The sequence below is a fragment of the Phenylobacterium sp. genome (genome assembly GCF_025351295.1).
Lineage (GTDB): Bacteria > Pseudomonadota > Alphaproteobacteria > Caulobacterales > Caulobacteraceae > Phenylobacterium.
On the sequence record NZ_JANXWD010000024.1, the window covers coordinates 24,071 to 45,366 of the forward strand.

Genomic DNA, 21,296 nt, shown 5'->3' on the forward strand with positions numbered 1-21,296 from the left:
TCTTCGAATGGGGGGTGGGGCGTCACAGGCTCTGGATGGCCTGCTTGATCCGCTGGTAGGTGCCGCAGACGCAGATATGCTCAACCTCGGATGCGATTTCGCCGCCGTGGTGTCCGGCCTTCATCGCGCCGACCGTGACCATGAGCATCCCGGGCTGGCAGTATCCGCACTGGGGCACCTGGTTGGCGATCCAGGCGGCCTGGGCCTTCCGGCCATCGGCATCGGCCGCGAGCCCCTCGACCGTGACGATCTTCTTGCCGACCGCTGAGGTGACGTCGAAAACGCAGGAATGCTCCCGCTGTCCGTCGATGAGGACCGTGCACGCGCCGCACACCTCGATGCCGCACCCGTACTTGGTGCCGGTCAGCCCCAGCAGGTCCCGCAGCACCCATAGGAGCGGCATGTCGGAACTGCTGACCGTCACCGTCCGGTTGGCGCCATTCACATTCAACTTCAGAGTCTGAGCCATCCCGGTCCCTCAACCGCCATGTCAATACGCCCGCCGACATGCGGGCGTTGAATTGAGGTCCCATGAAGCCGACCGGTTAGGTCGCTTCACCCCGCGTCGGATTGCAGAAAGCGTGGCCAGAGAAGCAGGCTGAATTGTGTCCGTCGAGACACAATTCACCCACCCTGGGATGAACTGAGCACCCGGCGTGGTTGTATTTCTACCCGGCTTGCCCTCTTGCGCCTAGCGGCAGGCGCCGACCGTGAAATGGGTGCTCTCGCGCTCGGCCCCAGGCAGGGTGATCATGCCCACGAAAGTGAAGCCGATCTTCCGCAGCACCGCCATCGAGGCGAAGTTCTCCGGCGAGGTGATGGCCGCCAGGATCGGGATGCCCAACGGCCCCTGGGCGTGGGCCAGCACCGCGGCCGCGGCCTCCTGGGCGTAGCCGCGGCCCCAAGCGCGTGGCGCGAAGGCGTAGCCCACATCGGGGACGTCCAGGCCCTCGCGTCGCACCAGCCCGGCCAGGCCCACCGGCGCGGCGTCGGCCTTCTGCAGCGTCAGCCACATGCCGAAGCCGTGCTGGTCATAGCTGCCGATCATCCGCTCGACGATGTAGGCGCGGGCCTCGTCCTCGGTTCGCACGCCACGGTCGCCGATGTTCTCGAGGAAGCCCGGCGAGTTCAGCAGCGCCAGGATGAAGGGCGCGTCCTCCGCCACCGCCTCGCGCAGCACCAGCCTTTCGGTCTCCAGAACGCTCACCTTGGGTCCTCCCGAAACGCCATCTTAACGCCCACGCCGCAATTTGCCTGGGAAACACAGTTAAGCCGGGTGAACCATGTCGGTGGGCGACCAGCCGATCGTTATCAAGAAGGTCAAGAAAGTCGTCGGCGGCGGCCACCATGGCGGCGCCTGGAAGGTGGCGTACGCCGACTTCGTGACCGCGATGATGGCCTTTTTCCTGCTGATGTGGCTGATCAACACCACCAGCCCGGAGCAGAAGCGCGGCATCGCCGACTATTTCGCCCCGGCCAGCGTGTCGGAGACCACCTCCGGCGCCGGCGGCATCCTGGGTGGCTCGGCCCTGGGCAAGGAAGGCTCCAAGAGCGCCGGCTCCAGCGACGTGATCGAGGAACTGGCCCCCAGCTCGCGCACCCCCAACAACGGCGACGCCAAGGAAGGCGCGAAGTCCAAGACCCCTGAACAGGCCGCCGCAGAGGCCAAGAAGGAGGCCGAGCAGAAGGCGGAGGAAGCCTCTTTCGCCTCAGCCGCCCAGTCGCTGCGCCAGGCGCTGCAGGACATGCCGGAGCTGGCCGAGCTGTCGAAAAACATCATCATCGACGAAACCCCGGAGGGCCTGCGAATCCAGCTGGTCGACCAGGAAGGCCGCTCGATGTTCAACCAGGGCGCCGCGGCGCCCAACGATCGGGCGAAGATCCTGCTGCGGGCGATCTCCAAGATCATCAACCAGCTTCCGAACCGGATCAGCATCTATGGCCACACCAGCGCCAGCGCCGGCGGCGCCAAGCCCGAGACCGACTGGCAGCTTTCGTCGGGCCGCGCGAACGCGTCGCGCCAGGTCCTGCAGAGCGCCGGCGTCGATGCCGACCGGGTCTACCAGGTCTCCGGCAAGGCCAGTTCCGAACCGCTCTATCCGGACGATCCCACCCTGCCCGGCAACCGCCGTATCGCCATAGTGCTGCTGCGAGAGGCGCCGGTGCTGCCTCCGGACCCGGGGTTGTAGCGTAGTCCTTGCGTGGAGGGCCGGCATGACGCCTAATCCGTCCAGGCGCAGTTCTAAGGCGACCCCAGCTCCGTGACGCAGCACTTCCCGACCCGCCAGCTCCGGTTCTTCCTCACGGCGCCGTCGCCGTGCCCGTACCTGCCTGAGCGCTACGAGCGGAAAGTCTTCGCGCATCTGCCGCTGTCGGACGGCGCCAACGTCAACGACAGCCTGACCCAGGTCGGCTTCCGCCGCTCCCAGAACATCGCCTACCGGCCCGCCTGCGAGGCCTGCTCGGCCTGCGTGTCGGCGCGGATTCCGGTGGCGGACTATGTGTTCTCCCGCTCCGAGCGGAAGGTCGTGGCCCGCAACGAGGACATCCAGCGCCACCTGGTCGAGGCCGAGGCGACGATGGAGCAGTTCGACCTGCTCCGCCGCTACCTGCTGGTCCGCCATGCGGACGGCGGCATGGCCGAGATGACCTGGCCCGACTACGTGGCGATGGTCGAGGACACCGCGGTCCGCACCCACATCATCGAATATCGCGTCCGGTCGAACGATGGCGGGCCCGGCGACCTGATCGCCTGCGCCCTGGTCGACCTGATGAGCGACGGCCTGTCGCTGGTCTACAGCTTCTACGACCCGACCTTGGGCCGCCGCAGCCTGGGCTCGTTCATGATCCTGGACCATGTGGTCCAGGCCGGCCTCACCAGCCTGCCCTACGTCTACCTGGGCTACTGGGTGCGGGGCTCGGAGAAGATGGACTACAAGGTCCGCTTCTCGCCCATCGAGCTGCTGAAGCCGGACGGCTGGACCCTGGCCTCGGCGCGCGAGCTTCCCGCGCACAAGTGACTGTGAAACCCGGGCGCCGGTTGGCCGGCTCGCTGGCGGACAGCGCCGGGCCGGCCTAGAACCGCCCGGTGAATTCCACGATCCCGCAACGCTGATGCCCAAGCAGCTCCGCCTGGACCTGGGCCGGCAGGCGCCGCCGTCTCTCGACGCCTTCGTGCGCGGACCGTCCAACGCCCAGGCCGTCACCGCCGTCGAGGCCTGGCCAGCGTGGCGCGCGGGCTGCCTGGCGCTCGTCGGGCCGAAAGGGGCGGGCAAGAGCCATCTGGCGCAGGCCTGGGCCGGCGCGGCCGGCGCCGTGGTCGTGGAGGCTGAGGCGCCCGACGTCGTGGCGGTCGCCGGCCGGCCGGTTCTGCTGGAGGACGCCGACCGCGGGGTCTCCGACGAGACGCTGTTCCACCTCATCAACCTGGCGGCGCGGGAGGGGGGCGGGCTGTTGCTGACCGCGCGGACCCGCCCGGCGACCTGGCCCACCGCCCTGCCCGACCTGCGCTCGCGCCTGAACGCCTTGCCGGTCGCCGAGATCGAGGCGCCCGACGACGCGGTGCTGGAGGGCGTGCTGCGCAAGTTCTTCCGCGACCGCAACATCCGCCCGCCCGAGGCGGTCTATCCCTACCTGCTGGCCCGGATGAACCGCTCGATCCCCGAGGCCGAGGAGATCGTGCGGCGGCTCGACGAGGCCGGCGATACCGGCTTCCGGCCGGTCACCCGGGTGCTCGCCCGGCAGATTCTGGAGGCAAACCAGGCGCTCGACCTGTGACCGGCAATTTCTTTTCGCGGCGCGATAGACAAAACGAATTGTTTTCCGGCAGTGGTTTGGCGCGCGGCGCGACGGCCGTGTGCGACGAGACGTTGGCATGCTCGCTCGGAGCCCGGCCAAGGCCGCCCCGGAGCTGGAATTGAAGTTCCAGCTCGGCGCCGGCGCCTTAGAGGCGCTGCGGGCGGAGACGTTTCCTCTGGATCGATCGACGCTCGCCCGACTCCACGCGGTCTATTTCGACACGCCCGGCCACGCTCTGCGCGACGGCGGCTTCAGCCTGCGGGTCCGGCGCCGGGGCGACACCTACATCCAGACCTTGAAGCACCGCGCCGAGGGCGGGCTGTTCGAGCGCGACGAGTGGGAGACCGAGGTCGCCGGCCCCGACCTCGACCTGGCGGCCCTGGCCGGCACGCCCGTCCTGGCGACGATCGGCGGCGCCGCCCTGCAGCCCTGCTTCACGGTGGAGGTTGAGCGCCGAATCCACCTCTGGACCCACGGCCGCACGCGGGTGGAGGTCAGCTTCGACACCGGCCTGATCGTCGCGGGCGGGCGCCAGGAGCCGATCGATGAGATGGAGCTCGAACTGGTGTCGGGCCCGTCCAAGGCCCTGTTCGCCCTGGCCCGCAAGCTGGAGGCCCAGGCGTCGCTGACCCTGTCGTTCGAGAGCAAGGCCGAGCGCGGCTACCGGCTGGCCGGCCACGACGGCGTGGCGGCCCTGCGGGCGCAACGCACGGCCGTTGGCCCGAGGACGACGGGCGCCGCCGCCTTCCAGCTGATCGCCCGCGACGCCCTGGTGCAGGTCGCCGGCAATGCCGGGCTGCTGCAGCGGGCGCACAATCCCGATGTGCTGCACCAGATGCGGGTCGGCCTGCGTCGGCTGCGCGCCGGGCTGGTGGCGTTCAAGGCCATGCTGGACCCCGCGGGCCTGAACGCGGCGCGGCGCGAGACCCGCTGGCTGGCCGGCGAACTGGCCGAGGCGCGCGACATCGACGTCTTCCTGCAGAAGGCGGCGACGACCGACGAGATCGACGAAAGCCCCGGCCGCGCCGCCTTCCTCCGCGCGCTCCGGATCGCCCAGGCCGAGGCCTATGAGCGCGCCCTTGCCGCCGTCCGCTCCGCCCGGTTCCGCGCCCTGCTGCTCAGCCTGGGCGAGTGGATCGAGGTCGGCGCCTGGGTGCGGCTGGCCAATGACGCGCAGCGCGGCCTGCGCGAGGGCTCCGCCGCAGCCCTCGCCGCGCCGGTGCTGGACCGGCTGGATCGCCACGTCCGCCGACGCTCGCACAAGTTCATGCGCCTGGACGTCGATGCCCGCCACGACCTGCGCAAACAGGCCAAGAAGCTGCGCTATGCCGCCGCCTTCTTCGGCGAGGCCTTCCCCAGGCACCCGAAACGGCGGCAACGCTACGTCGCCGCCCTCCGGATCCTGCAGGACCGGCTGGGGCGATTGAACGACATGGCCGTGGCGCGCGCGGTGGCCATGGGCGCGGTCGGCCATCGCTCCGGCGAGTTGGGCTTCGCGGCCGGACTGGAGGTCGGGCGGCTCATCGGCGACGAAGAAAATGTGGCCAAGGCAGCCAATGCCGCGCTCAAGGCGTTCCATAAGGTGGACGCCTTCTGGGCGGCGCCCGATGATCGGGCCGACGACATTAACCTTTCCAGGCCACGCTTGCGCAGCGTTTGACGCCGTTTGAGAACCCCTATGCCGCCGCCAAGCGACGCCCCGACCATCGCCCCGACCACCCCCGCCCCGGCGGTCAGCGTCGCTGCGCCACCCGCGTCGGCGCCCGCCGACACCCTGGCCGGCTCGCCAGCGCGGTTCTTCAACCGCGAGCTGTCCTGGCTGGCGTTCAATCGACGCGTGCTGGCCGAGAGCATGAACCTGCGCCACCCGCTGCTGGAGCGCCTGCGGTTCCTGGCGATCAGCGCCAACAACCTGGACGAATTCTACATGGTCCGCGTGGCCGGCCTGAAGCATCAGGTGCGCGAAGGGATACGCGCCCTCAGCCAGGATGGCCTGACGCCAGCTGAACAGCTGTCGCGGGTCAATGCTGCGGCCGCCGATCTCATGGCTGACCAGCAGACCCGATGGCAGGAACTTTGCGCCGAGATGGCGGGCGCGGGCCTGCGCTACATCTCGGCGGGCGAGGTGACCGAGGCGGAACGCACGGCGCTGGAGCAGCGGTTCCTTTCCGAGCTGTTCCCAGTCCTGACTCCCCTGGCCATCGACCCGGCACATCCGTTCCCATTCATCCCCAACCTCGCCTTTTCTCTGGTGCTCAAGCTGCGGCGGACGTCGGATGGCCGGCAGCTTTATGCGCTCGCCCCGCTTCCGGCGCAGGTGGCGCGGTTCTGGGAGTTGGCCGCACCCAAGGCGGGCAAGCGCAAGATCGTTCGCCGCGTGATCTCACTGGAGAGCATGGTGATGCTCTTTCTCGAGCACCTGTTCCCAGGCTGCGAGGTCGAGGCGCAAGGCGTGTTTCGCCTGATCCGCGACTCCGACGTGGAGATGGAGGAAGAGGCCGAGGATCTGGTCCGGGAGTTCGAGGCCCTGCTGAAACAGCGCCGTCTCGGCTCGGTCGTCCGCATCGAGCTTGAAGCGGCAATGCCGGAGGAACTGCGGACCTTCATCTCGGAAAGCCTGAGTGCTCATACCGAAGACGTCATCCTGCTGGAAGGTCTGCTGGGCCTCGACGAGCTCGCGCAGCTTATTCCCGCCGACCGGCCTGAGCTGAAGTTCAAACCGTTCGAAGCCCGCTTCCCTGAACGCATCCGCGATCACGGCGGCGACTGTTTCGCCGCGATCCGCGAGAAGGATATCCTGGTTCACCATCCGTTCGAGAGCTTCGACGTGGTGGTCCAGTTCCTGCGCCAGGCCGCCCGCGATCCCAACGTCCTGGCGATCAAGCAGACGCTGTATCGGACCTCCAAGGACAGCCCGATCGTCGCCGCCCTGATCGAAGCGGCCGAGAACGGCAAGAACGTCACGGCGGTGATCGAGATCAAGGCCCGGTTCGACGAGGAGGCCAATCTGAAATGGGCCCGCGACCTGGAACGGGCTGGGGTCCACGTCGTCTATGGCTTCATCGAGTACAAGACCCACGCGAAGCTCTCGATGGTCGTCCGCAAGGAAGGCGAGGCGCTGCGCACCTACTGCCACTTCGGGACCGGCAACTATCACCCGATCACCGCGCGGGTTTACACCGACCTGTCGCTGTTCACGACCGAGCCGCCGTTCGGGCGGGATTCGGCCAAGCTGTTCAACTACATCACCGGCTATGCTCAACCGGTGGGGCTCGAGCGCCTATCCTATTCGCCGGTCACCATGAAGCGCGACCTGATCCGCATGATCGCCGAGGAGGCCGACAACGCCCGCGCCGGCCAGCCGGCGGCCATGTGGGTCAAGATGAACTCGCTGGTCGATCCGGAGATCATCGACGCGCTCTACGCCGCCAGCCAGGCCGGTGTGTCCATCGACCTGGTGATCCGCGGCATCTGCTGCCTGCGCCCCGGGCTGGCGGGCCTGTCGGAGAACATCCGGGTCAAGTCCATCGTCGGCCGCTATCTGGAACATGGCCGGATCGTCGCCTTCGCCAACGGCCATCCGATGCCGTCTCAGCACGCGCGGCTGTTCATGTCGTCGGCCGACTGGATGCCGCGCAACCTGGACCGCCGGGTCGAGGTGATGACACCGATCGAGAACCCCACGGTGCATCAACAGGTTCTGCAGCAGATCATGCTGGCGAACCTGAAAGACGAAGCACAAAGCTGGACCCTCGACACCGACGGCCGCTATAGGCGTGATCCTGCCTGGGACCACCCGAACGCTTTTTCGGCGCACGAGTATTTCATGACCAATCCGAGTCTTTCCGGTCGCGGGCAACGGGTGAAGGACATGCCGCGCGCGATCGACCATGTGGCCTCGCGGGGATAGCGCCGGCCGCCCGGAGGGCCGCCAGGCGGCCGTCATCGACGTGGGCTCCAATTCGGTCCGCCTGGTGATCTACCGGGTGGACGGCCGCGCGCTCTGGACCGTCTACAACGAGAAGGTCGTCGCCGGCCTGGGCAAGGACCTGCCCGCCACCGGCCGGCTGTCGCCCGACGGCGTCGAGGCCGCGGTGGGCGCGCTGCGCCGGTTCCGCGCCGTGCTGGATGGCTGGAAGGCCGAGGAGGTCACCACGGCCGCCACCGCCGCGGTGCGCGAGGCGGCGGACGGCAAGGCGTTCCTCAAGCGGGTGAAGGCCGAGACCGGCCTGGAGATCCGCATCCTGTCCGGCGAGGAGGAGGCCCGCTACGCCGCCTTGGGGGTGATCTGCGGCCAACCGAACGCCGAGGGCGTGGTCGGCGACCTGGGCGGTTCCAGCCTGGAGCTGGTGCGCCTGAACGGCATCGCCCAGATCGAGGGCGCCACCCTGCCGCTCGGCCCCTTCGCGCTCGGCGCCCCCAAGGCCCTGGACCCCGAGCGGGCCCGGCGGGTGATAGACGAGCACCTGTCGCCACTGGCCAACCGCTTCGCCAGCCCCGAATTCCATGCCGTCGGCGGCGCCTGGCGCAACCTGGCCCTGCTGCACATGCAGCTGGCCGACTATCCCCTGCACGTGGCCCACCAGTACGAGATCAGCCGCGCCGACGGGCTGGATCTGGCGCGCTTCGTCCAGCGCCAGTCGCGCTCGTCCCTGGAACGCATCGAGGGCCTGTCGAAGAAGCGGTTCGACACCCTGCCCTATTCCGCCCTGGTGCTGGACCGGCTGATCGAGCGGCTCGGCGTCGAGCGGGTGGTGATCTCGGCCTATGGGGTGCGCGAGGGCCTGCTGCTGGAGGCCATGCCGCCGGAGGTGCGGGCGCTGGACCCGCTGATCGAGGGCTGCGAGGCGCTGACGGCGCACCGCGGCGTCTCGCCGGAGCTGGGCCACGCCCTGGAGGCCTGGGTGGGGCCGCTGTTCGAGAAGCTGCCGGCGATGTTCAGCGGGCGTGACGAGGTGCTGCTGGCCGCCGCCTGCCGCCTGGCCGACCTGGGGGCCCTGCTGCACCCGGACCATCGCGCCGACCTGGCGTTCGATCAGGTGCTGCGCGCGCCGATCGCCGGGATGAACCACGCCGAGCGCTGCTTCCTGGCCTATGTGGCCTTCGCGCGCCATTCCGCCGCCCCGCAGCCGCCCGACGTCTCGGCCATCGGCCGGGTGCTCACGGTCGAGCGGCGCCAGCGCGCCAGGGCCCTGGGCTCGGCCATCCGGCTAGGCTGCGACCTGTCGGGGCGCAATCCGCGACTGCTGGAGAAATCCAGCCTGACCGTGAAGGGCGAACGGCTGGTGCTGAGCGCGCTCACCGGCTGGGAGGACATGTTGCTGGGCGAACAGACCACCCGCCGCGCCCACGCGGTCGCCCAGGCCCTGAAGCTGAAGCTCGAGGTGAGTTAGGGAATGAGAGGCGGCCTCCGGGGCCGCCTCTTCACCGCCCGGGCCTTCGGCCACGCCGGAGCGATGTCGCAGGGCTCGAATGCAAGAGGGCGGCGCCACGGTCGCCCGCAACACCGCCCTCTGATCCAGATCCGTTGGGGGATCTGAGCGCTCAAGGTCGGACGGAAGCTCGGCCTAGCTGATTGCTCAGCTCGGCTCCGGTTCGTCTCCGGTGCTTCCCCGACCGGTCCGGCCTCCGGATTGCTCCGGCGCCCTCTCGCTCTGGAAAGCCGCCTGCCCGCTCCGCATCCCGGTCGCCCGGTCCGCCGCGCCGCAGTTCCTCTCGGCGAGTTCAAGGTCGCGCAAGCCCGCCCGGGGTGCAACGGCGCCGCTGTCCGGGCCTGTGGGCGATGCGGCGCGCGCAGGGTGGACAACCTGTGGACAAGTCCGGGCGGCAAGCTGAAACCGCCGTTACGTCAACCGGTTGGAGTTATCCGCAGGTCACGGCTTAATGGTCGAGGCCGCTACCCCGCGGCCGCGGCCTTCGGGGCCCGGCGGACTTCCACGACCCGCACCCGCGCGCCGTCCAGCACGAGGGCCAGTTCGCCGCGCTTCAGCCTCAGGGCGTCCTCGCCGAACGCCTCCCGCCGCCAGCCCTTGAGCGCGGCGACCTCGGCCTCGTCGTCGTTGGCGATCTGCTCCAGGTCGGAGACCGTGGCGATCAACTTCGACGCCACGCCGGACTCCTCGGCCCGCGCCTTCAGCAGCACCTTCAGCAGCTCGACAACCGCGCCGGCGGCCGGCGAGGCCGACTGGCGGCTGCGCTCGATCACCGGGGCATAGGCCTCCGGATCCTTCAGGGCGTCGCGGATGGCGGTGATCAGGTCGGGCCCGAAGCGCGATCCGGAGAAGCCCTTGGGCACCGAGCGCAGCCGGTCCAGGCCGTCGGCGTCCATCGGCGCCTGGGTGGCGATCTCGTCGATCGCCTCGTCCTTCAGGATCCGGCCGCGCGGCTGGTCGCGCAGCTGGGCGGTGCGCTCGCGCCACGCCGCCACGGCCTTGTAGACGGCCAGGTACTTCACCGCATGCTTGCGGGGCCGCAACCGCTTCCAGGCGTTCTCCGGCTCCACGTCGTAGTTGGCCGGCGACGTGAGATCGTTCATCTCGTCGGTGACCCAGCCGATGCGGCCCTCCTTCTCCAGCCGCTCGCGCAGCATCGGGTAGAGCGCGGCCAGGTGGGTCACGTCGGCCAGGGCGTAGGTCAGCTGGTTGTCCGACAGCGGCCGCCGCGCCCAGTCGGTGAAGCGCGAGCTCTTGTCCAGGTCGATCTTCAGCATCTGGCGGACCAGGGCGTCGTAGGCGATCTGCTCGCCGAACCCGGCCGCCATCCCGGCCACCTGGGTGTCGAACAGCGGCTTGGGCATCGCCCCCAGGTTGTTGAAGATTTCCACGTCCTGCCGCGCGGCGTGGAAGACCTTCAGGATGGTCTCGTCGCGCATGATGTCGAGGAAGCTGGTCATGTCGAGCCCCTCGGCGAGGGGGTCGATACAGGCCTCGGCGGAGGGCGCGGCGGCCTGGATCAGGCACAGCTTGGGCCAGTAGGTGGTCTCGCGCATGAACTCGGTGTCCACGGCGACGAACGGTTGGCCCTTGATCTTGTCGCAGAACGCCGCGAGTTCGGCGGTGGTTGTGATCGGCATCATCAATTAGCTATAGCCCCGCGCGCGGCCGACTCTGCAAGGGCCGCAGCTGAGTTTCTCTGCACGCCATGCCAGGGTTCGTAAATGTCCGAACGGCCAAACGGTCTCACCTACGCCCAAGCCGGCGTCGATATCGACGCAGGTGCGGCTTTGGTGGAACGCATCAAGCCCCTGGCGCGGTCCACGCGCCGCTCGGGCGCCGAGCCGTCGCTGGGCGGATTCGGCGCGCTGTTCGACCTTAAGGCGGCCGGATACGACGATCCGCTGCTGGTCACCACGACCGACGGGGTGGGCACCAAGCTGAAACTCGCCATCGAGACCGGCCTGCACGGCACGGTCGGGATCGACCTGGTCGGCATGTGCGTCAACGACCTGCTGGCCCAGGGCGCCGAGCCGCTGATGTTCCTGGACTACTACGCCACCGGCAAGCTGGACGTGGAGGCCGCCGCCGCGGTGGTGGCCGGCATCGCCGAAGGCTGTCGCCAGGCCAACTGCGCCTTGGTGGGCGGCGAGACGGCCGAGATGCCGGGGATGTACGCGCCGGGCGACTACGACATGGCCGGCTTCTGCGTGGGCGCCGTCGACCGCGATAAGGTGCTGCCCCGGCTGGGCGACCAGAAGGCCGGCGATATCCTGATGGGGATCGCCTCGTCCGGCCCCCATTCCAACGGATATTCCCTGATCCGCCGCATCGTCGAGCGGTCCGGCCTGGCCTGGGACGCCGCGGCGCCGTTCGCGGCTGGCAAGACCCTGGCCGAGGCCCTGCTCGAGCCGACCCGCATCTATATCCGCACCGTGCTGCCGCTTCTGAAGGCCGGCCGCGTCAAGGGTCTGGCCCACATCACCGGCGGCGGCCTGGTGGAGAACCCGCCGCGCGCCATCGCCGAGGGCCTGGTCCCACGCTTCGACTGGAACGCCTGGGCGCTTCCGCCGGTGTTCGACTGGCTGGCGCACACCGGCGGCGTCTCGGAACAGGAGATGCGCCGCACCTTCAACTGCGGCCTGGGCCTGATGCTGATCGTCGATCCGCATGACGTGGCCGACGTGCTGGAGACCCTGGTCCGCGCCGGGGAGGACGCCTTCGTGGTGGGCGAACTGGCGCAGGCCTGACGGCAGACCCGGCGGCGCCGCGGCCGACGCCGATCCTGAACCGCAGAAGACGCAGACGGACGCAGAAGCTCGGCGCAAGCCCGACTCCTCCTGCGTTTTCTGCGTCTTCTGCGGTTGAATCCATAGGACCTGAATCGGTCCCGGGCCCCTGACGGTGCGCGCGCCGGCGCACCGGGACACATCGCATAGCCACTCTCCGCACAGGACCGCGCCGCCTAGCGTGGGGTTGCCGCGTCTTTCCGCGGTCTCTCACGGACCGCGGGTCTGCGGGCGTAGCGAGGCCAGGAGTTGTGCGATGAAGATCAGAGAATTTGCGGCTGTGGCGACGGGCGCCATGGCGCTTGCCGCGAGCCTTGTGCTGGCGGGGCCCGCTTCGGCGACGGTCCACAATCTGACCTACAAGGGCGTCGTCACCTCCGCGCTGGACAGCACGGGCGAGTTCGGCGCGGGGGCGAACCTCATCGGCAAGGCGTTCACGGCGAAGGTCGTCTACGACGACGCCAAGGACGGCCCGGTGCACTGGGGCGGCGTCTATTACGACTATCTCAGCGGCGACGGGGCCGACAACCCGGTCACCGCGACGATCCAGCTCAACGGCGTGACGAAGTCCTTCGGCGCCACGTCCGGGTACGATGAACGGCTGGATCGCACGCTGCAGCCGGGCTGCATGTTCGACTGCACCGACGCCGACTTCCAGCAAAACGCGACGGACAGGTATACGGTGGGCGGGCTCTATACGCTGAACTACATCAACCTGGGCGGAATCAGCTCCGACGGATCGCTCTCCGGCCTGGCCCATACGGCGCCGAACTTCACCAATCCGCCGATCCAGCTCTATGCCTTCGTGAACCTGTTCCAGCAGGACATCTTCACGCTGGAGTCGCGCCATTCGGCCGAGGTGGGAGTGCGGATCGACTCGGTCGGCGGCGGCGTTCCCGAGCCAGGCGTCTGGGCGCTGATGCTGCTGGGCTTCGGTGGGGCGGGCACGATGCTGCGCCGCCGCCGCGCCCTCGCCGCCGTCGCGACGGCGTAGGCGGAATCGCAATTCCGCGACGGGACTCGGTCCCATTTATCCTCACCCATAGGGGGAGGGGGACCGCCCGCAGGGTGGTGGAGGGGGTGCGCCGCCGCCCAGGTCCCACTGTAAGCCCCCTCCACCCTGCTACGCAGGGTCTCCGTCCCCCTACGGGTGAGGAGATCGGGGATTGTCCGGCTGAATGCCGATCCGGCGAAGGGGCCGCCGTGGGTCCCGGTCTTCGCCGGCGGCGAAACCGGGATGACAGGGGTGGCGTGGCCGGCTTGGGGCGGCGATCGCCAGCTACGCTCTACCCCGCCATGATGCTGACGTGGCTCGCGCCCAGCGAGGCCAGCAGGCCGGCGCGCTTGGGCGAACCGGCGCGGTAGATCAGCACGGATTTGGCGATGCGCTTGGTCGCGGCGATCAGGGTGTTGGCCCAGCCGACGAATTCCGCGTCGCCCAGGCCCGCCGGGCAGTCGAAGGATAGCGCCTGCAGCCCCGCGCCCTCCAGGCGGGCGATGATCGCGGGGCTGGGGCGGACCAGGTGTCCGGCCACCAGGACAGTGAAGGGCCGCAGCAGCGAGGCGGCGGCCAGCAGCGCGCTGGGCGGCACGCCTTCGATGTCGCAGATCTCGCAGATCACCCCCAGCTTCACCAGGGCGCCGGCCTCCTTGAGTTGCTTCACGAACTCGGCGCGTCCCTTCTGGCTGGACAGGCTGGTGAACGATAGCGGCACGATCAGGCTCAGCTGCCGCTCGCTCTCGGAGCGCAGCCGGTCGACCCCGCGGGCGATGGTCGCCAGGTCGACCCGCAGCACGTCTGCGGTCGACAGCATGGCCACCTGGGCGGGCGACAGTTCTTCCTCGTCATTGCGGTTCATGACGATGACCCGGCGGTTCATACGGAAGCCGATCCGTGTGAAGCCCTTCATCTCATAGACCGGCTCCAGGCTCGCAGAGACCCGGATGTGGCGGCCGTCGTTGCTGACGAACGGAGTCCAGCGGTCCAGGGATGGGACGGCGACCACCGCGTCCGCGCGCGTCGCACGGGCTGCGTCCTCGGCCTCGAGATCCGACGGGTCGACGTTCTGGGCGCGGGCGTTCATCCCCTGCGCGTCGATGCGGCCCTTGTCGATCCGGGTGACCTGCAGCACGCCAGACACGGCCGCCTGGTCCTCGCCGAGGAAATGGTTCAGCACTTCGCGCAGATAGCGCAGGCAGGCGGCCTGGCCTGCGATTCGGCCGAGATCGGGGTGGACGATGAAGAAGTCGGTGTCCGACACCCGCAGGAAGAAGCCTTGGGCGCCTACCCCGCGTTCGAGCACGCGGGTGGTGAAGTCGTAGACCTGATCGCTGCGCAGGCCCCACCGGGCGGCGAACCGCGCCTGCACGGCCTCCAGCGAAATGACGTTGACCTTGCCGGCCGCCAGTAGGTCCGGGTCGCTGAAGCGCTCCAGGGCGTCCTGCGCGCTGGCGGAGACCAGGCGGGTCGCGATCGGCAGATCGCCTCGCGTGTCAGCCAAAGCGCCGTCGGCCACCTGAACCTCCCCGAGCGTCAGTTTGCACCTGAGCGTGTTGTCAGGGTTCACGATTAAGAAGCTCGCGACGTCCCCACGGTCGAGACGATTCGCCGCGGTCAGATAACGTTGGTCGGGGAATTCGCGCCCCCAGGTACGCCTGCGGACCCTACCGCAGGCTCGCGTTGATCCGGTCGAGGGCAGCCGCCCCAGGCACCAGCTCCGCCTCGTTCAGGGCGTTCAGCGGCGCGTCCACCGTGCCGACGGCGTCATGCAGATCGCCGGCGCTGGGATCGACGAACAGCAGGCCGGTGACGATCTGGCCCCTGGCCTGCCGCGCCTGGAGATAGCCCAGGGCCTGGGCGCGGTTGTTGGGGTTGTAGAGCTCGGCGATCTTGTGCAGCGACAGGATCGAGCCGTCGTGCTGCTGCACGCGGATGCTCTCGCCGGACTTGTAGTCCACCTGGATCGGGTCGCGGGGCATGATCACGTCCAGGCGGTTCACCGCCTCATTGTGTTCGCGCACATAGTCGAAGCTCTTGGTCGAGCCGTTGTGGTTGTTGAACTGCACGCAGGGGCTGATGCAGTCGATGAACGCCGCACCCTTGTGCGCCAGTCCGGCCTTGATCAGCGGGACCAGCTGGTCCTTGTCGCCGGAGAAGCTGCGGGCCACGAAGGTGGCGCCCATCTGCAGGGCCAGGCCCACCATGTCGATGCCGGTGTCGTGGTTGATGACGCCCTTCTTCGACTTGCTGCCACGGTCCGAGGTGGCGGAGAACTGGCCCTTGGTCAGGCCGTAAACGCCGTTGTTCTCGACGATGTAGAGCATATTCACGCCGCGCCGGATGGCGTGGGCGAACTGGCCCAGGCCGATGGAGGCCGAGTCCCCGTCGCCCGAGACGCCCAGGTAGATCAGGTCGCGGTTGGCCAGGTTGGCGCCGGTCAGCACCGAGGGCATGCGGCCGTGCACGGTGTTGAAGCCGTGCGAGTTGCCCAGGAAGTAGTCCGGCGTCTTGGAGGAACAGCCGATGCCGGAGAGCTTGGCGACCCGGTGCGGCGGCAGCTCCAGCTCGAAACAGGCCTGGATGATCGCCGCCGAGATGCTGTCGTGGCCGCAGCCGGCGCAGAGCGTGGAGACCGAGCCCTCATAGTCGCGGCGCGTGAACCCCAGGCTGTTGGTCGGCAGCTTGGGGTGATGCAGCTGGGGCTTCAGGATGTAGGTCATTCCGCCGCCTCGCTTTGTCCCGTGGAGGGCTGGCCCAGCGCCAGGCGCTGGGCGATTTCGCCGGCGATGAAGCGGGCGGTGATCGGGGTGCCGTCGTAGTGCAGCACGGCGACCAGCTTGGAGGCGTCCACCCCGCCCTCGGTCATGATCAGGGTGCGCAGCTGGGCGTCGCGGTTCTGCTCGATTACATAGACCCGGTCGTGCTGGGCGATGAAGTCGTAGACCGCGTCGGCGAAGGGGAAGCCTCGGATGCGCAGGGCGTCGAGGTGGCGGCCCTGGGCCTCCAGCATCTCCAGCGCCTCATGCATGGCCGGGGTGGTCGAGCCGAAGTAGATCACGCCGTCGCGGGTCCTGCGCCGGGCCGGCCGGGCGACCGGGGCCGGGACCAGGGCGCGGGCGGTGTCGAACTTGCGCAGCAGCCGCTCCATGTTGTCGACATAGACCGCCCCCTCCTCCGAATAGCGGGCGTAGGGATTGCGCGAGGTGCCGCGGGTGAAATAGCCGCCCTTGGTCGGGTGGACGCCGGGATAGGTGCGATAGGGAATGCCGTCGCCGTCCACCTCCAGGTAGCGGCCGAACTCCCGGCCGGCCTCCAGGTCATCGTGGGTCAGCACCTTGCCCCGGTCCAGCCTGCGGGCATCGTCCCAGACGAAGGGCTTGGTCAGCCACTCGTTCATGCCGATGTCGAGGTCGAGCATCACGAAGACCGTGGTCTGCAGCCGGTCGGCCAGGTCGAAGGCCTGGGCGCCCATCTCGAAGCACTCGCCCGGATCGGCCGGCAGCAGCAGCGGATGCTTGGTGTCGCCGTGGCCGGCGTAGGCGCAGGCCAGGATGTCGGCCTGCTGGGTGCGGGTCGGCATGCCGGTGGAGGGCCCGCCCCGTTGAACGTCGAAGATCACCGCCGGGATCTCGGCGAAATAGCTCAGGCCGATGAACTCGGTCATCAGCGAGACGCCGGGCCCCGAGGTGGCGGTGAAGGCGCGGCAGCCGTTCCAGCCGGCGCCGACCACGATGCCGATCGAGGCGATCTCGTCCTCGGCCTGGATGATCGCATAGCGGGCCTTGCCGGTCTCCGGCTCGAGCCGCAGGTCCTGGCAATAGGCGGTGAACGCCTCGACCAGCGAGGTCGAGGGCGTGATCGGGTACCAGGCGCAGACCGTGGCCCCGCCATAGACCGCGCCCAGGGCGGCGGCCTGGTTGCCCTCCACATAGATCCGGTCGCCGACCGCGTCGGCGCGGCGCACCTGCAGCGGCAGCGGGCCCAGATGCTTCAGGACGTAGGCATGGCCCATCCGCAGGGCCTCGACATTGGCCTTGATCAGCCGATCCCGGCCCTTGAAGTCGTCGGCCAGCAGGGCGTCGATCACCGCCAGCTCGATGCCCAGCAGGGCCGCCAGGGCCCCGACATAGATGGTGTTCTTGAACAGCTGGCGCTCGCGCGGCAGCTCATAGGCCTCGTTGCACATGGCCGTCAGCGGCACGCCGATCGCGGTGATGTCGTCGCGCGAGTGGCCCAGCGGCTTGGTCGAGTCGTAGACCAGGAACCCGCCGCTCTCGATCTCGGCCAGGTCGCGGTCCCAGGTCTGCGGGTTCATGGCGACCATCAGGTCGACGCCGCCGCGCCGGCCCAGGTAGCCCGCCTCGGTGATCCGCACCTCGTACCAGGTGGGCAGGCCCTGGATGTTGGACGGGAAGATGTTGCGCGCCGCCACCGGCACGCCCATGCGCATCACCGAGCGGGCGAACAGGCCGTTGGCGCTGGCCGAGCCGGATCCGTTCACATTGGCGAACTTGACGACGAAGTCGTTGACGCTCGCCTTCATCGCCGTCGCGGCCTGGACCGCCCGGGGCTCCGCACTGTCAGGCATCGGCCCCCGCATAGGTCATTTCGAGATAGAACTTCTGCATGTCCCACGCGCCTGTAGGACAACGTTCCGCGCAGAGCCCGCAGTGGAGACAGACGTCCTCGTCCTTGGCCATCACGCGGCCCGTGGTCAGCCGGCCGGAGACGTAGAGATCCTGGGTCAGGTTGCCGGCCGGGGCCTTGAGACGGCCGCGCAGATCGCCCTCGCCTTGCGCGTTATCGGGGGCGTCGTCGGTGAAGGTGATGCAGTCCATCGGGCAGATATCGACGCAGGCGTCGCACTCGATGCACAGCTTGTCGGCGAACACGGTCTGGATGTCGCAGTTCAGGCAGCGCTGGGCCTCGGCCAGGGCCTGCTGCAGGTCGTAGCCCAGCTCGACCTCGAGCCGGACGTCCTTCAGCGCCGCCTGCTTGTCGCGCAGCGGCACGCGGTAGCGGTGGTCGTTGGAGACGTCGTTGTCGTAGCTCCACTCGTGGATGCCCATCTTCTGGCTCACCAGGGTGGCGCCGGGCGGCGGGCGGACGGCGACATCCTGGCCCTGGCAGAACTTGTGGATCGAGACCGCCGCGTCGTGGCCCTGGGCCACGGCCCAGATGATGTTCTTGGGCCCGAACGCGGCGTCGCCGCCGAAGAAGATGTTGGGCACGGTCGACTGGAAGGTGACGGCGTCGACCTTGGGCATCGCTCCATCATCGAACTCCAGGCCGATGTCCTTCTCGATCCACGGGAAGGCGTTCTCCTGGCCGACCGCCACCAGGACGTCGTCGCACTCGTAATGCTCGTCCGGATCGCCAGAGGGGACCAGTTTGCGCCGGCCCTTGTCGTCGAACATCGCCTCGACCACCTCGAACAGCACGCCGGTCAGTTTTCCGTTTTCGTGAGTGAATTGCTTCGGCACGCGGAAGTTGAGGATCGGGATGTCCTCGTGCATCGCGTCCTCCTTCTCCCAGGGCGACGCCTTCATGTCCTCGAAGCCGGAGCGGACGATCACCTTGACGTCCTCGCCGCCCAGCCGGCGGGAGGTGCGGCAGCAGTCCATCGCGGTGTTGCCGCCGCCCAGCACGATCACGCGGCGGCCGACCGTCTCGATGTGGCCGAACGAGACCGAGGACAGCCAGTCGATGCCGATGTGGATGTTCGCGGCGGCCTCCTGGCGCCCGGGGAGCTCCAGGTCGCGGCCGCGCGGCGCGCCCGAGCCCACGAAGATGGCGTCATAGCCCTCTCCCCTCAGGGCCTGCAGGCTGTCGATCGGGGTTCCGAACCGCATCTCGATGCCGCCCAGCGCCTGGATGTAGCCGACCTCCTCGTCGATGACGGCTTCTGGCAGGCGGAAGCGGGGGATCTGGCTGCGGATCATCCCGGCGGACTTGGTGTCCTTGTCGAAGATGGTCAGCTGGTAGCCCATCGGGGCGAGGTCGCGCGCCACGGTCAGGGAGGCCGGCCCGCAGCCCACCAGGGCGATGCGTTTGCCGTTGGGCGCCGCGGCCGGCGGCGGCAGGCGGTCGGTGACATCGGACTTCAAGTCCGCCGCCACCCTCTTCAGCCGGCAGATGGCGACCGGCTCCTCCTCGACGCGGCCCCGGCGGCAGGCCGGTTCACACGGACGGTCGCAGGTCCGCCCCAGGATCCCGGGGAAGACGTTCGACTTCCAGTTGATCATGTAGGCATCGGCGTATCGGCCGTCCGCGATCAGGCGGATGTATTCCGGCACCGGGGTGTGGGCCGGACAGGCCCACTGGCAATCGACGACCTTGTGAAAGTAGTCGGTCCCAATCTCACGCGTGCGATGCAAAACTCGCTTCCTTCCCGGGACGCACTCCTCCCGAGGTCTGGAAGTCGAACCCTGCCCTTGGCAGAGTTGGCTCCGCACCCCGACGCGGCGTTGTTGGCGACAGGTTACGTCCCCCACCCCACGGAAGCCAACCGATTCCTGATCGACGTTCATCGATTTCTGCCCGGTGCGGTCGGGACAACCTGGGCTCTGTTGTCGGGGCCGGGGCATGAACTTCCACACCAGAGTGTGATCACCCGTCAGGCGTTTCCGACCCCACGGCGCTTGGCGGGCGTAACAGGTAAATGATACCTTAAGTGCGGGACGGACCTCGCTGCTGCGAGATCATGGAGAGCTAAGATGGACATGCCGACGGATCGCGTGCCCGAATCCTTGTCTGCTGCATTCGATATCATTCCGCAGGAGCCGGCCGCGCCGATGAGCGCCGCCGATCAGTTCGACCTGCACCGCGCCATCAATGAGCGGCGCGCACAGATGGAGAACCCCGAACTGCTGCGGCACCTGCGGTCGCTTTAGGCCGGCCTCGACGCGGCGCCGCCCTGACCGGGTCGACGCCGTCGACCTTCATGTTCCTAGGCAGCAGGACGCTGCGGTTCAGGCGACAGCCAGCCGTCGTCTGGAATAGCGCCTGCCAGCCCACGGCCGGTGATCGGCGGCTGCCGGCGCTATTTGCCTCCGGGCCAACCGTGACCTAGCGTGACCCTCGCGGCGCTACCCGAATGAGTAGCGGATCAGGGATATTTTCCGATGTCCGATCGACCGCGCCGTGGCGCCCAGCCGACCTGGCCGGTGCTGGATGCGCTGATCGGCCAGGTCTATGAGGCGGCGCTGGATCCGACCCTGTGGGACGACACCCTCACGGGGATCACCACGGCCCTGGGGCCGCTGGAATGGGACCTGGCGTTCCTGATCTGGGAGCGCAACCAACCCCCGGGCGCGCGATTCGTCGGCTCCACCGGCCTGGCGGCCTGGGTCCCGCAGATCTACGGCACGGTCTATGCGGCCAACAATCCCTGGTCTCGCCGTATCGCACCGCTGCGCAGCGGGACGGTCGTCGACACCGACGAGCTGATGACCCGTGAGGAATTCACCGACAGCCCGCTCTACCGCGACTTCCTCAGCCGCTGGGGGCTCAACCGCGCCCTGGCTGTCGTGCTGGACCGGCGCGGCGATGAGCGGCTGGCCCTCGTGCTGCCAGGTCCGGGCGACCGCGATCTTGACGGCCTGCGTCGCGGCCTGCGGGTGCTGGCGCCGCACATCCAGCGCGCCGTGCGCATCAGCCACCGGATCGCGCAGGCCGAGCTGCGCGCCGACGCCGCCTCGACCGCCGCCGACCGGACCGCCTCGGCGATCCTTTGCCTGGCGCCTGACCTCACGGTGATCACTGCCAACCGGCACGTGGCGCGCTACGAGGCCAGCCAGGTGATCAGCCTGGCCGGCGGCCGCCTCGCCTACCTCGAGCCGGCCAGCCAGGCCGAGCTGGTCGCGCTGGCCCGTTCGACGCCGCCCGCCGGGGCGGCCTTCGTCTCGCCGGACGCGGATGGATCGCGCATCGCCACGGTCGCAGCCCGGGTGCCGGTGCAGACGGCGCGCGCGCTGGGCGGCACGGTCAAGGGCGCGGGATTGATCGTCTCGATCGGCGGCGGCGGCGAGGCGCGCACCCTGGAGATCAGCCGGGTGGCGGCCTGGTTCGGCCTGACGCCGGCTGAGGCGCGCCTGGCCAGTGGCCTGGCCGCGGGCGCCAGCCTGCAGGACTACTGTGCCCTGCGAAGTGTCTCGCTGAACGCCGGGCGGTTCCTGCTCAAGGGCATCTTCCGCAAGACCGAGGTGACGACCCAGGCGCAACTGATGGCCCTGGTCTCCCAGCTGCCGCAATAGCGCCCCGTCGTCCCTGAAGACG

Annotated in this window: 17 protein-coding genes; 10 read left to right on the forward strand and 7 right to left on the reverse strand. The window is 68.9% G+C overall.

From position 1 onward, the window contains the following. Window positions 1–22: 22 nt before the first annotated feature. Window positions 23–469 carry a 2Fe-2S iron-sulfur cluster-binding protein gene (locus tag Q0R13_RS03695; protein ID WP_293899656.1) on the reverse strand — a complete coding sequence of 149 codons (447 nt, stop codon included), beginning with the start codon at window positions 467–469 and terminating at the stop codon, window positions 23–25. Window positions 470–691: 222 nt separating this feature from the next. Next, on the reverse strand, window positions 692–1,207 hold the full coding sequence (locus Q0R13_RS03700) for a GNAT family N-acetyltransferase (protein WP_293899659.1): 516 nt from the start codon (window positions 1,205–1,207) through the stop codon (window positions 692–694). A 76-nt stretch (window positions 1,208–1,283) separates the two neighbouring features. On the opposite strand from Q0R13_RS03700, the gene Q0R13_RS03705 reads away from it, so the two are divergent. The 6 genes from Q0R13_RS03705 to Q0R13_RS03730 all read left to right on the forward strand — a co-directional run bounded on the left by Q0R13_RS03705 (window position 1,284) and on the right by Q0R13_RS03730 (window position 9,191). Then, window positions 1,284–2,189: a flagellar motor protein MotB gene (locus Q0R13_RS03705; protein ID WP_293899662.1), complete on the forward strand. Its 906-nt coding sequence runs from the start codon at window positions 1,284–1,286 to the stop codon at window positions 2,187–2,189. A 72-nt stretch (window positions 2,190–2,261) separates the two neighbouring features. Beyond that, window positions 2,262–3,020, forward strand: a complete 759-nt coding sequence (locus tag Q0R13_RS03710) for an arginyltransferase (protein ID WP_293899665.1) — start codon at window positions 2,262–2,264, stop codon at window positions 3,018–3,020. A 94-nt stretch (window positions 3,021–3,114) separates the two neighbouring features. Next, window positions 3,115–3,777, forward strand: a complete 663-nt coding sequence (locus Q0R13_RS03715; RefSeq protein WP_293899668.1) for a chromosomal replication initiator DnaA — start codon at window positions 3,115–3,117, stop codon at window positions 3,775–3,777. 97 nt (window positions 3,778–3,874) lie between these two features. Continuing rightward, complete coding sequence (locus Q0R13_RS03720) at window positions 3,875–5,458, forward strand: CYTH and CHAD domain-containing protein (RefSeq protein WP_293899671.1); 1,584 nt, start codon at window positions 3,875–3,877, stop codon at window positions 5,456–5,458. 18 nt (window positions 5,459–5,476) lie between these two features. Further along, complete coding sequence (locus tag Q0R13_RS03725; protein ID WP_293899674.1) at window positions 5,477–7,708, forward strand: RNA degradosome polyphosphate kinase; 2,232 nt, start codon at window positions 5,477–5,479, stop codon at window positions 7,706–7,708. Then, a complete protein-coding gene (locus tag Q0R13_RS03730; protein WP_293899677.1) occupies window positions 7,689–9,191 on the forward strand; it encodes a Ppx/GppA phosphatase family protein in 1,503 nt (500 codons plus the stop codon). The genes Q0R13_RS03725 and Q0R13_RS03730 overlap by 20 nt, the downstream gene beginning before the upstream one ends. Window positions 9,192–9,694: 503 nt before the next feature. Here Q0R13_RS03730 and rnd read toward each other — a convergent pair. Further along, entirely contained in the window at window positions 9,695–10,873 is a 1,179-nt protein-coding gene (gene rnd, locus Q0R13_RS03735; RefSeq protein WP_293899680.1) for a ribonuclease D, read from the reverse strand. Window positions 10,874–10,954: 81 nt separating this feature from the next. Here rnd and purM point away from each other — a divergent pair, with 81 nt between their 5' ends. Together purM and Q0R13_RS03745 are read left to right on the forward strand one after the other, a co-directional pair. Further along, window positions 10,955–11,980: a phosphoribosylformylglycinamidine cyclo-ligase gene (gene purM / locus Q0R13_RS03740; RefSeq protein ID WP_293899684.1), complete on the forward strand. Its 1,026-nt coding sequence runs from the start codon at window positions 10,955–10,957 to the stop codon at window positions 11,978–11,980. Between the two features lie 295 nt (window positions 11,981–12,275). Beyond that, window positions 12,276–13,013 (forward strand): PEPxxWA-CTERM sorting domain-containing protein, encoded by a 738-nt coding sequence (locus tag Q0R13_RS03745; protein WP_293899686.1) that lies wholly within the window; start codon window positions 12,276–12,278, stop codon window positions 13,011–13,013. Window positions 13,014–13,305: 292 nt separating this feature from the next. Here Q0R13_RS03745 and Q0R13_RS03750 read toward each other — a convergent pair whose 3' ends face one another. The 4 genes from Q0R13_RS03750 to Q0R13_RS03765 form a co-directional block, all read right to left on the reverse strand. Beyond that, window positions 13,306–14,535 carry a hypothetical protein gene (locus Q0R13_RS03750; protein WP_293899689.1) on the reverse strand — a complete coding sequence of 410 codons (1,230 nt, stop codon included), beginning with the start codon at window positions 14,533–14,535 and terminating at the stop codon, window positions 13,306–13,308. Between the two features lie 148 nt (window positions 14,536–14,683). Then, window positions 14,684–15,739 carry a 2-oxoacid:ferredoxin oxidoreductase subunit beta gene (locus Q0R13_RS03755; protein ID WP_293899692.1) on the reverse strand — a complete coding sequence of 352 codons (1,056 nt, stop codon included), beginning with the start codon at window positions 15,737–15,739 and terminating at the stop codon, window positions 14,684–14,686. Then, a complete protein-coding gene (locus tag Q0R13_RS03760; RefSeq protein ID WP_293899695.1) occupies window positions 15,736–17,607 on the reverse strand; it encodes a 2-oxoacid:acceptor oxidoreductase subunit alpha in 1,872 nt (623 codons plus the stop codon). Before Q0R13_RS03760 ends, Q0R13_RS03755 begins: the two co-directional genes overlap by 4 nt. Beyond that, window positions 17,600–19,396 (reverse strand): FAD-dependent oxidoreductase, encoded by a 1,797-nt coding sequence (locus Q0R13_RS03765; protein ID WP_293899698.1) that lies wholly within the window; start codon window positions 19,394–19,396, stop codon window positions 17,600–17,602. Before Q0R13_RS03765 ends, Q0R13_RS03760 begins: the two co-directional genes overlap by 8 nt. A gap of 339 nt (window positions 19,397–19,735) precedes the next feature. Between Q0R13_RS03765 and Q0R13_RS03770 the strand changes: the two genes are divergently transcribed. Both Q0R13_RS03770 and Q0R13_RS03775 read left to right on the forward strand, forming a co-directional pair. Next, window positions 19,736–19,912, forward strand: coding sequence for a hypothetical protein (locus Q0R13_RS03770; protein WP_293899701.1), 177 nt, complete (start codon window positions 19,736–19,738; stop codon window positions 19,910–19,912). A 231-nt stretch (window positions 19,913–20,143) separates the two neighbouring features. Beyond that, on the forward strand, window positions 20,144–21,274 hold the full coding sequence (locus Q0R13_RS03775; protein ID WP_293899704.1) for a hypothetical protein: 1,131 nt from the start codon (window positions 20,144–20,146) through the stop codon (window positions 21,272–21,274). Window positions 21,275–21,296 lie beyond the last annotated feature (22 nt).

Excerpts from the sequence above, each read along its gene's own strand:
- Q0R13_RS03775 (WP_293899704.1), top strand. The coding sequence starts at position 20,144 with ATGTCCGATCGACCGCGCCGTGGCGCCCAGCCGACCTGGCCGGTGCTG.
- Q0R13_RS03745 (WP_293899686.1), top strand. The coding sequence starts at position 12,276 with ATGAAGATCAGAGAATTTGCGGCTGTGGCGACGGGCGCCATGGCGCTT.
- Q0R13_RS03730 (WP_293899677.1), top strand. The coding sequence starts at position 7,689 with ATGTGGCCTCGCGGGGATAGCGCCGGCCGCCCGGAGGGCCGCCAGGCG.
- Q0R13_RS03770 (WP_293899701.1), top strand. The coding sequence starts at position 19,736 with ATGGACATGCCGACGGATCGCGTGCCCGAATCCTTGTCTGCTGCATTC.
- Q0R13_RS03720 (WP_293899671.1), top strand. The coding sequence starts at position 3,875 with ATGCTCGCTCGGAGCCCGGCCAAGGCCGCCCCGGAGCTGGAATTGAAG.
- Q0R13_RS03755 (WP_293899692.1), bottom strand. The coding sequence starts at position 15,739 with ATGACCTACATCCTGAAGCCCCAGCTGCATCACCCCAAGCTGCCGACC.
- rnd (WP_293899680.1), bottom strand. The coding sequence starts at position 10,873 with ATGATGCCGATCACAACCACCGCCGAACTCGCGGCGTTCTGCGACAAG.
- Q0R13_RS03715 (WP_293899668.1), top strand. The coding sequence starts at position 3,115 with ATGCCCAAGCAGCTCCGCCTGGACCTGGGCCGGCAGGCGCCGCCGTCT.
- purM (WP_293899684.1), top strand. The coding sequence starts at position 10,955 with ATGTCCGAACGGCCAAACGGTCTCACCTACGCCCAAGCCGGCGTCGAT.
- Q0R13_RS03695 (WP_293899656.1), bottom strand. The coding sequence starts at position 469 with ATGGCTCAGACTCTGAAGTTGAATGTGAATGGCGCCAACCGGACGGTG.
- Q0R13_RS03760 (WP_293899695.1), bottom strand. The coding sequence starts at position 17,607 with ATGCCTGACAGTGCGGAGCCCCGGGCGGTCCAGGCCGCGACGGCGATG.
- Q0R13_RS03725 (WP_293899674.1), top strand. The coding sequence starts at position 5,477 with ATGCCGCCGCCAAGCGACGCCCCGACCATCGCCCCGACCACCCCCGCC.
- Q0R13_RS03705 (WP_293899662.1), top strand. The coding sequence starts at position 1,284 with ATGTCGGTGGGCGACCAGCCGATCGTTATCAAGAAGGTCAAGAAAGTC.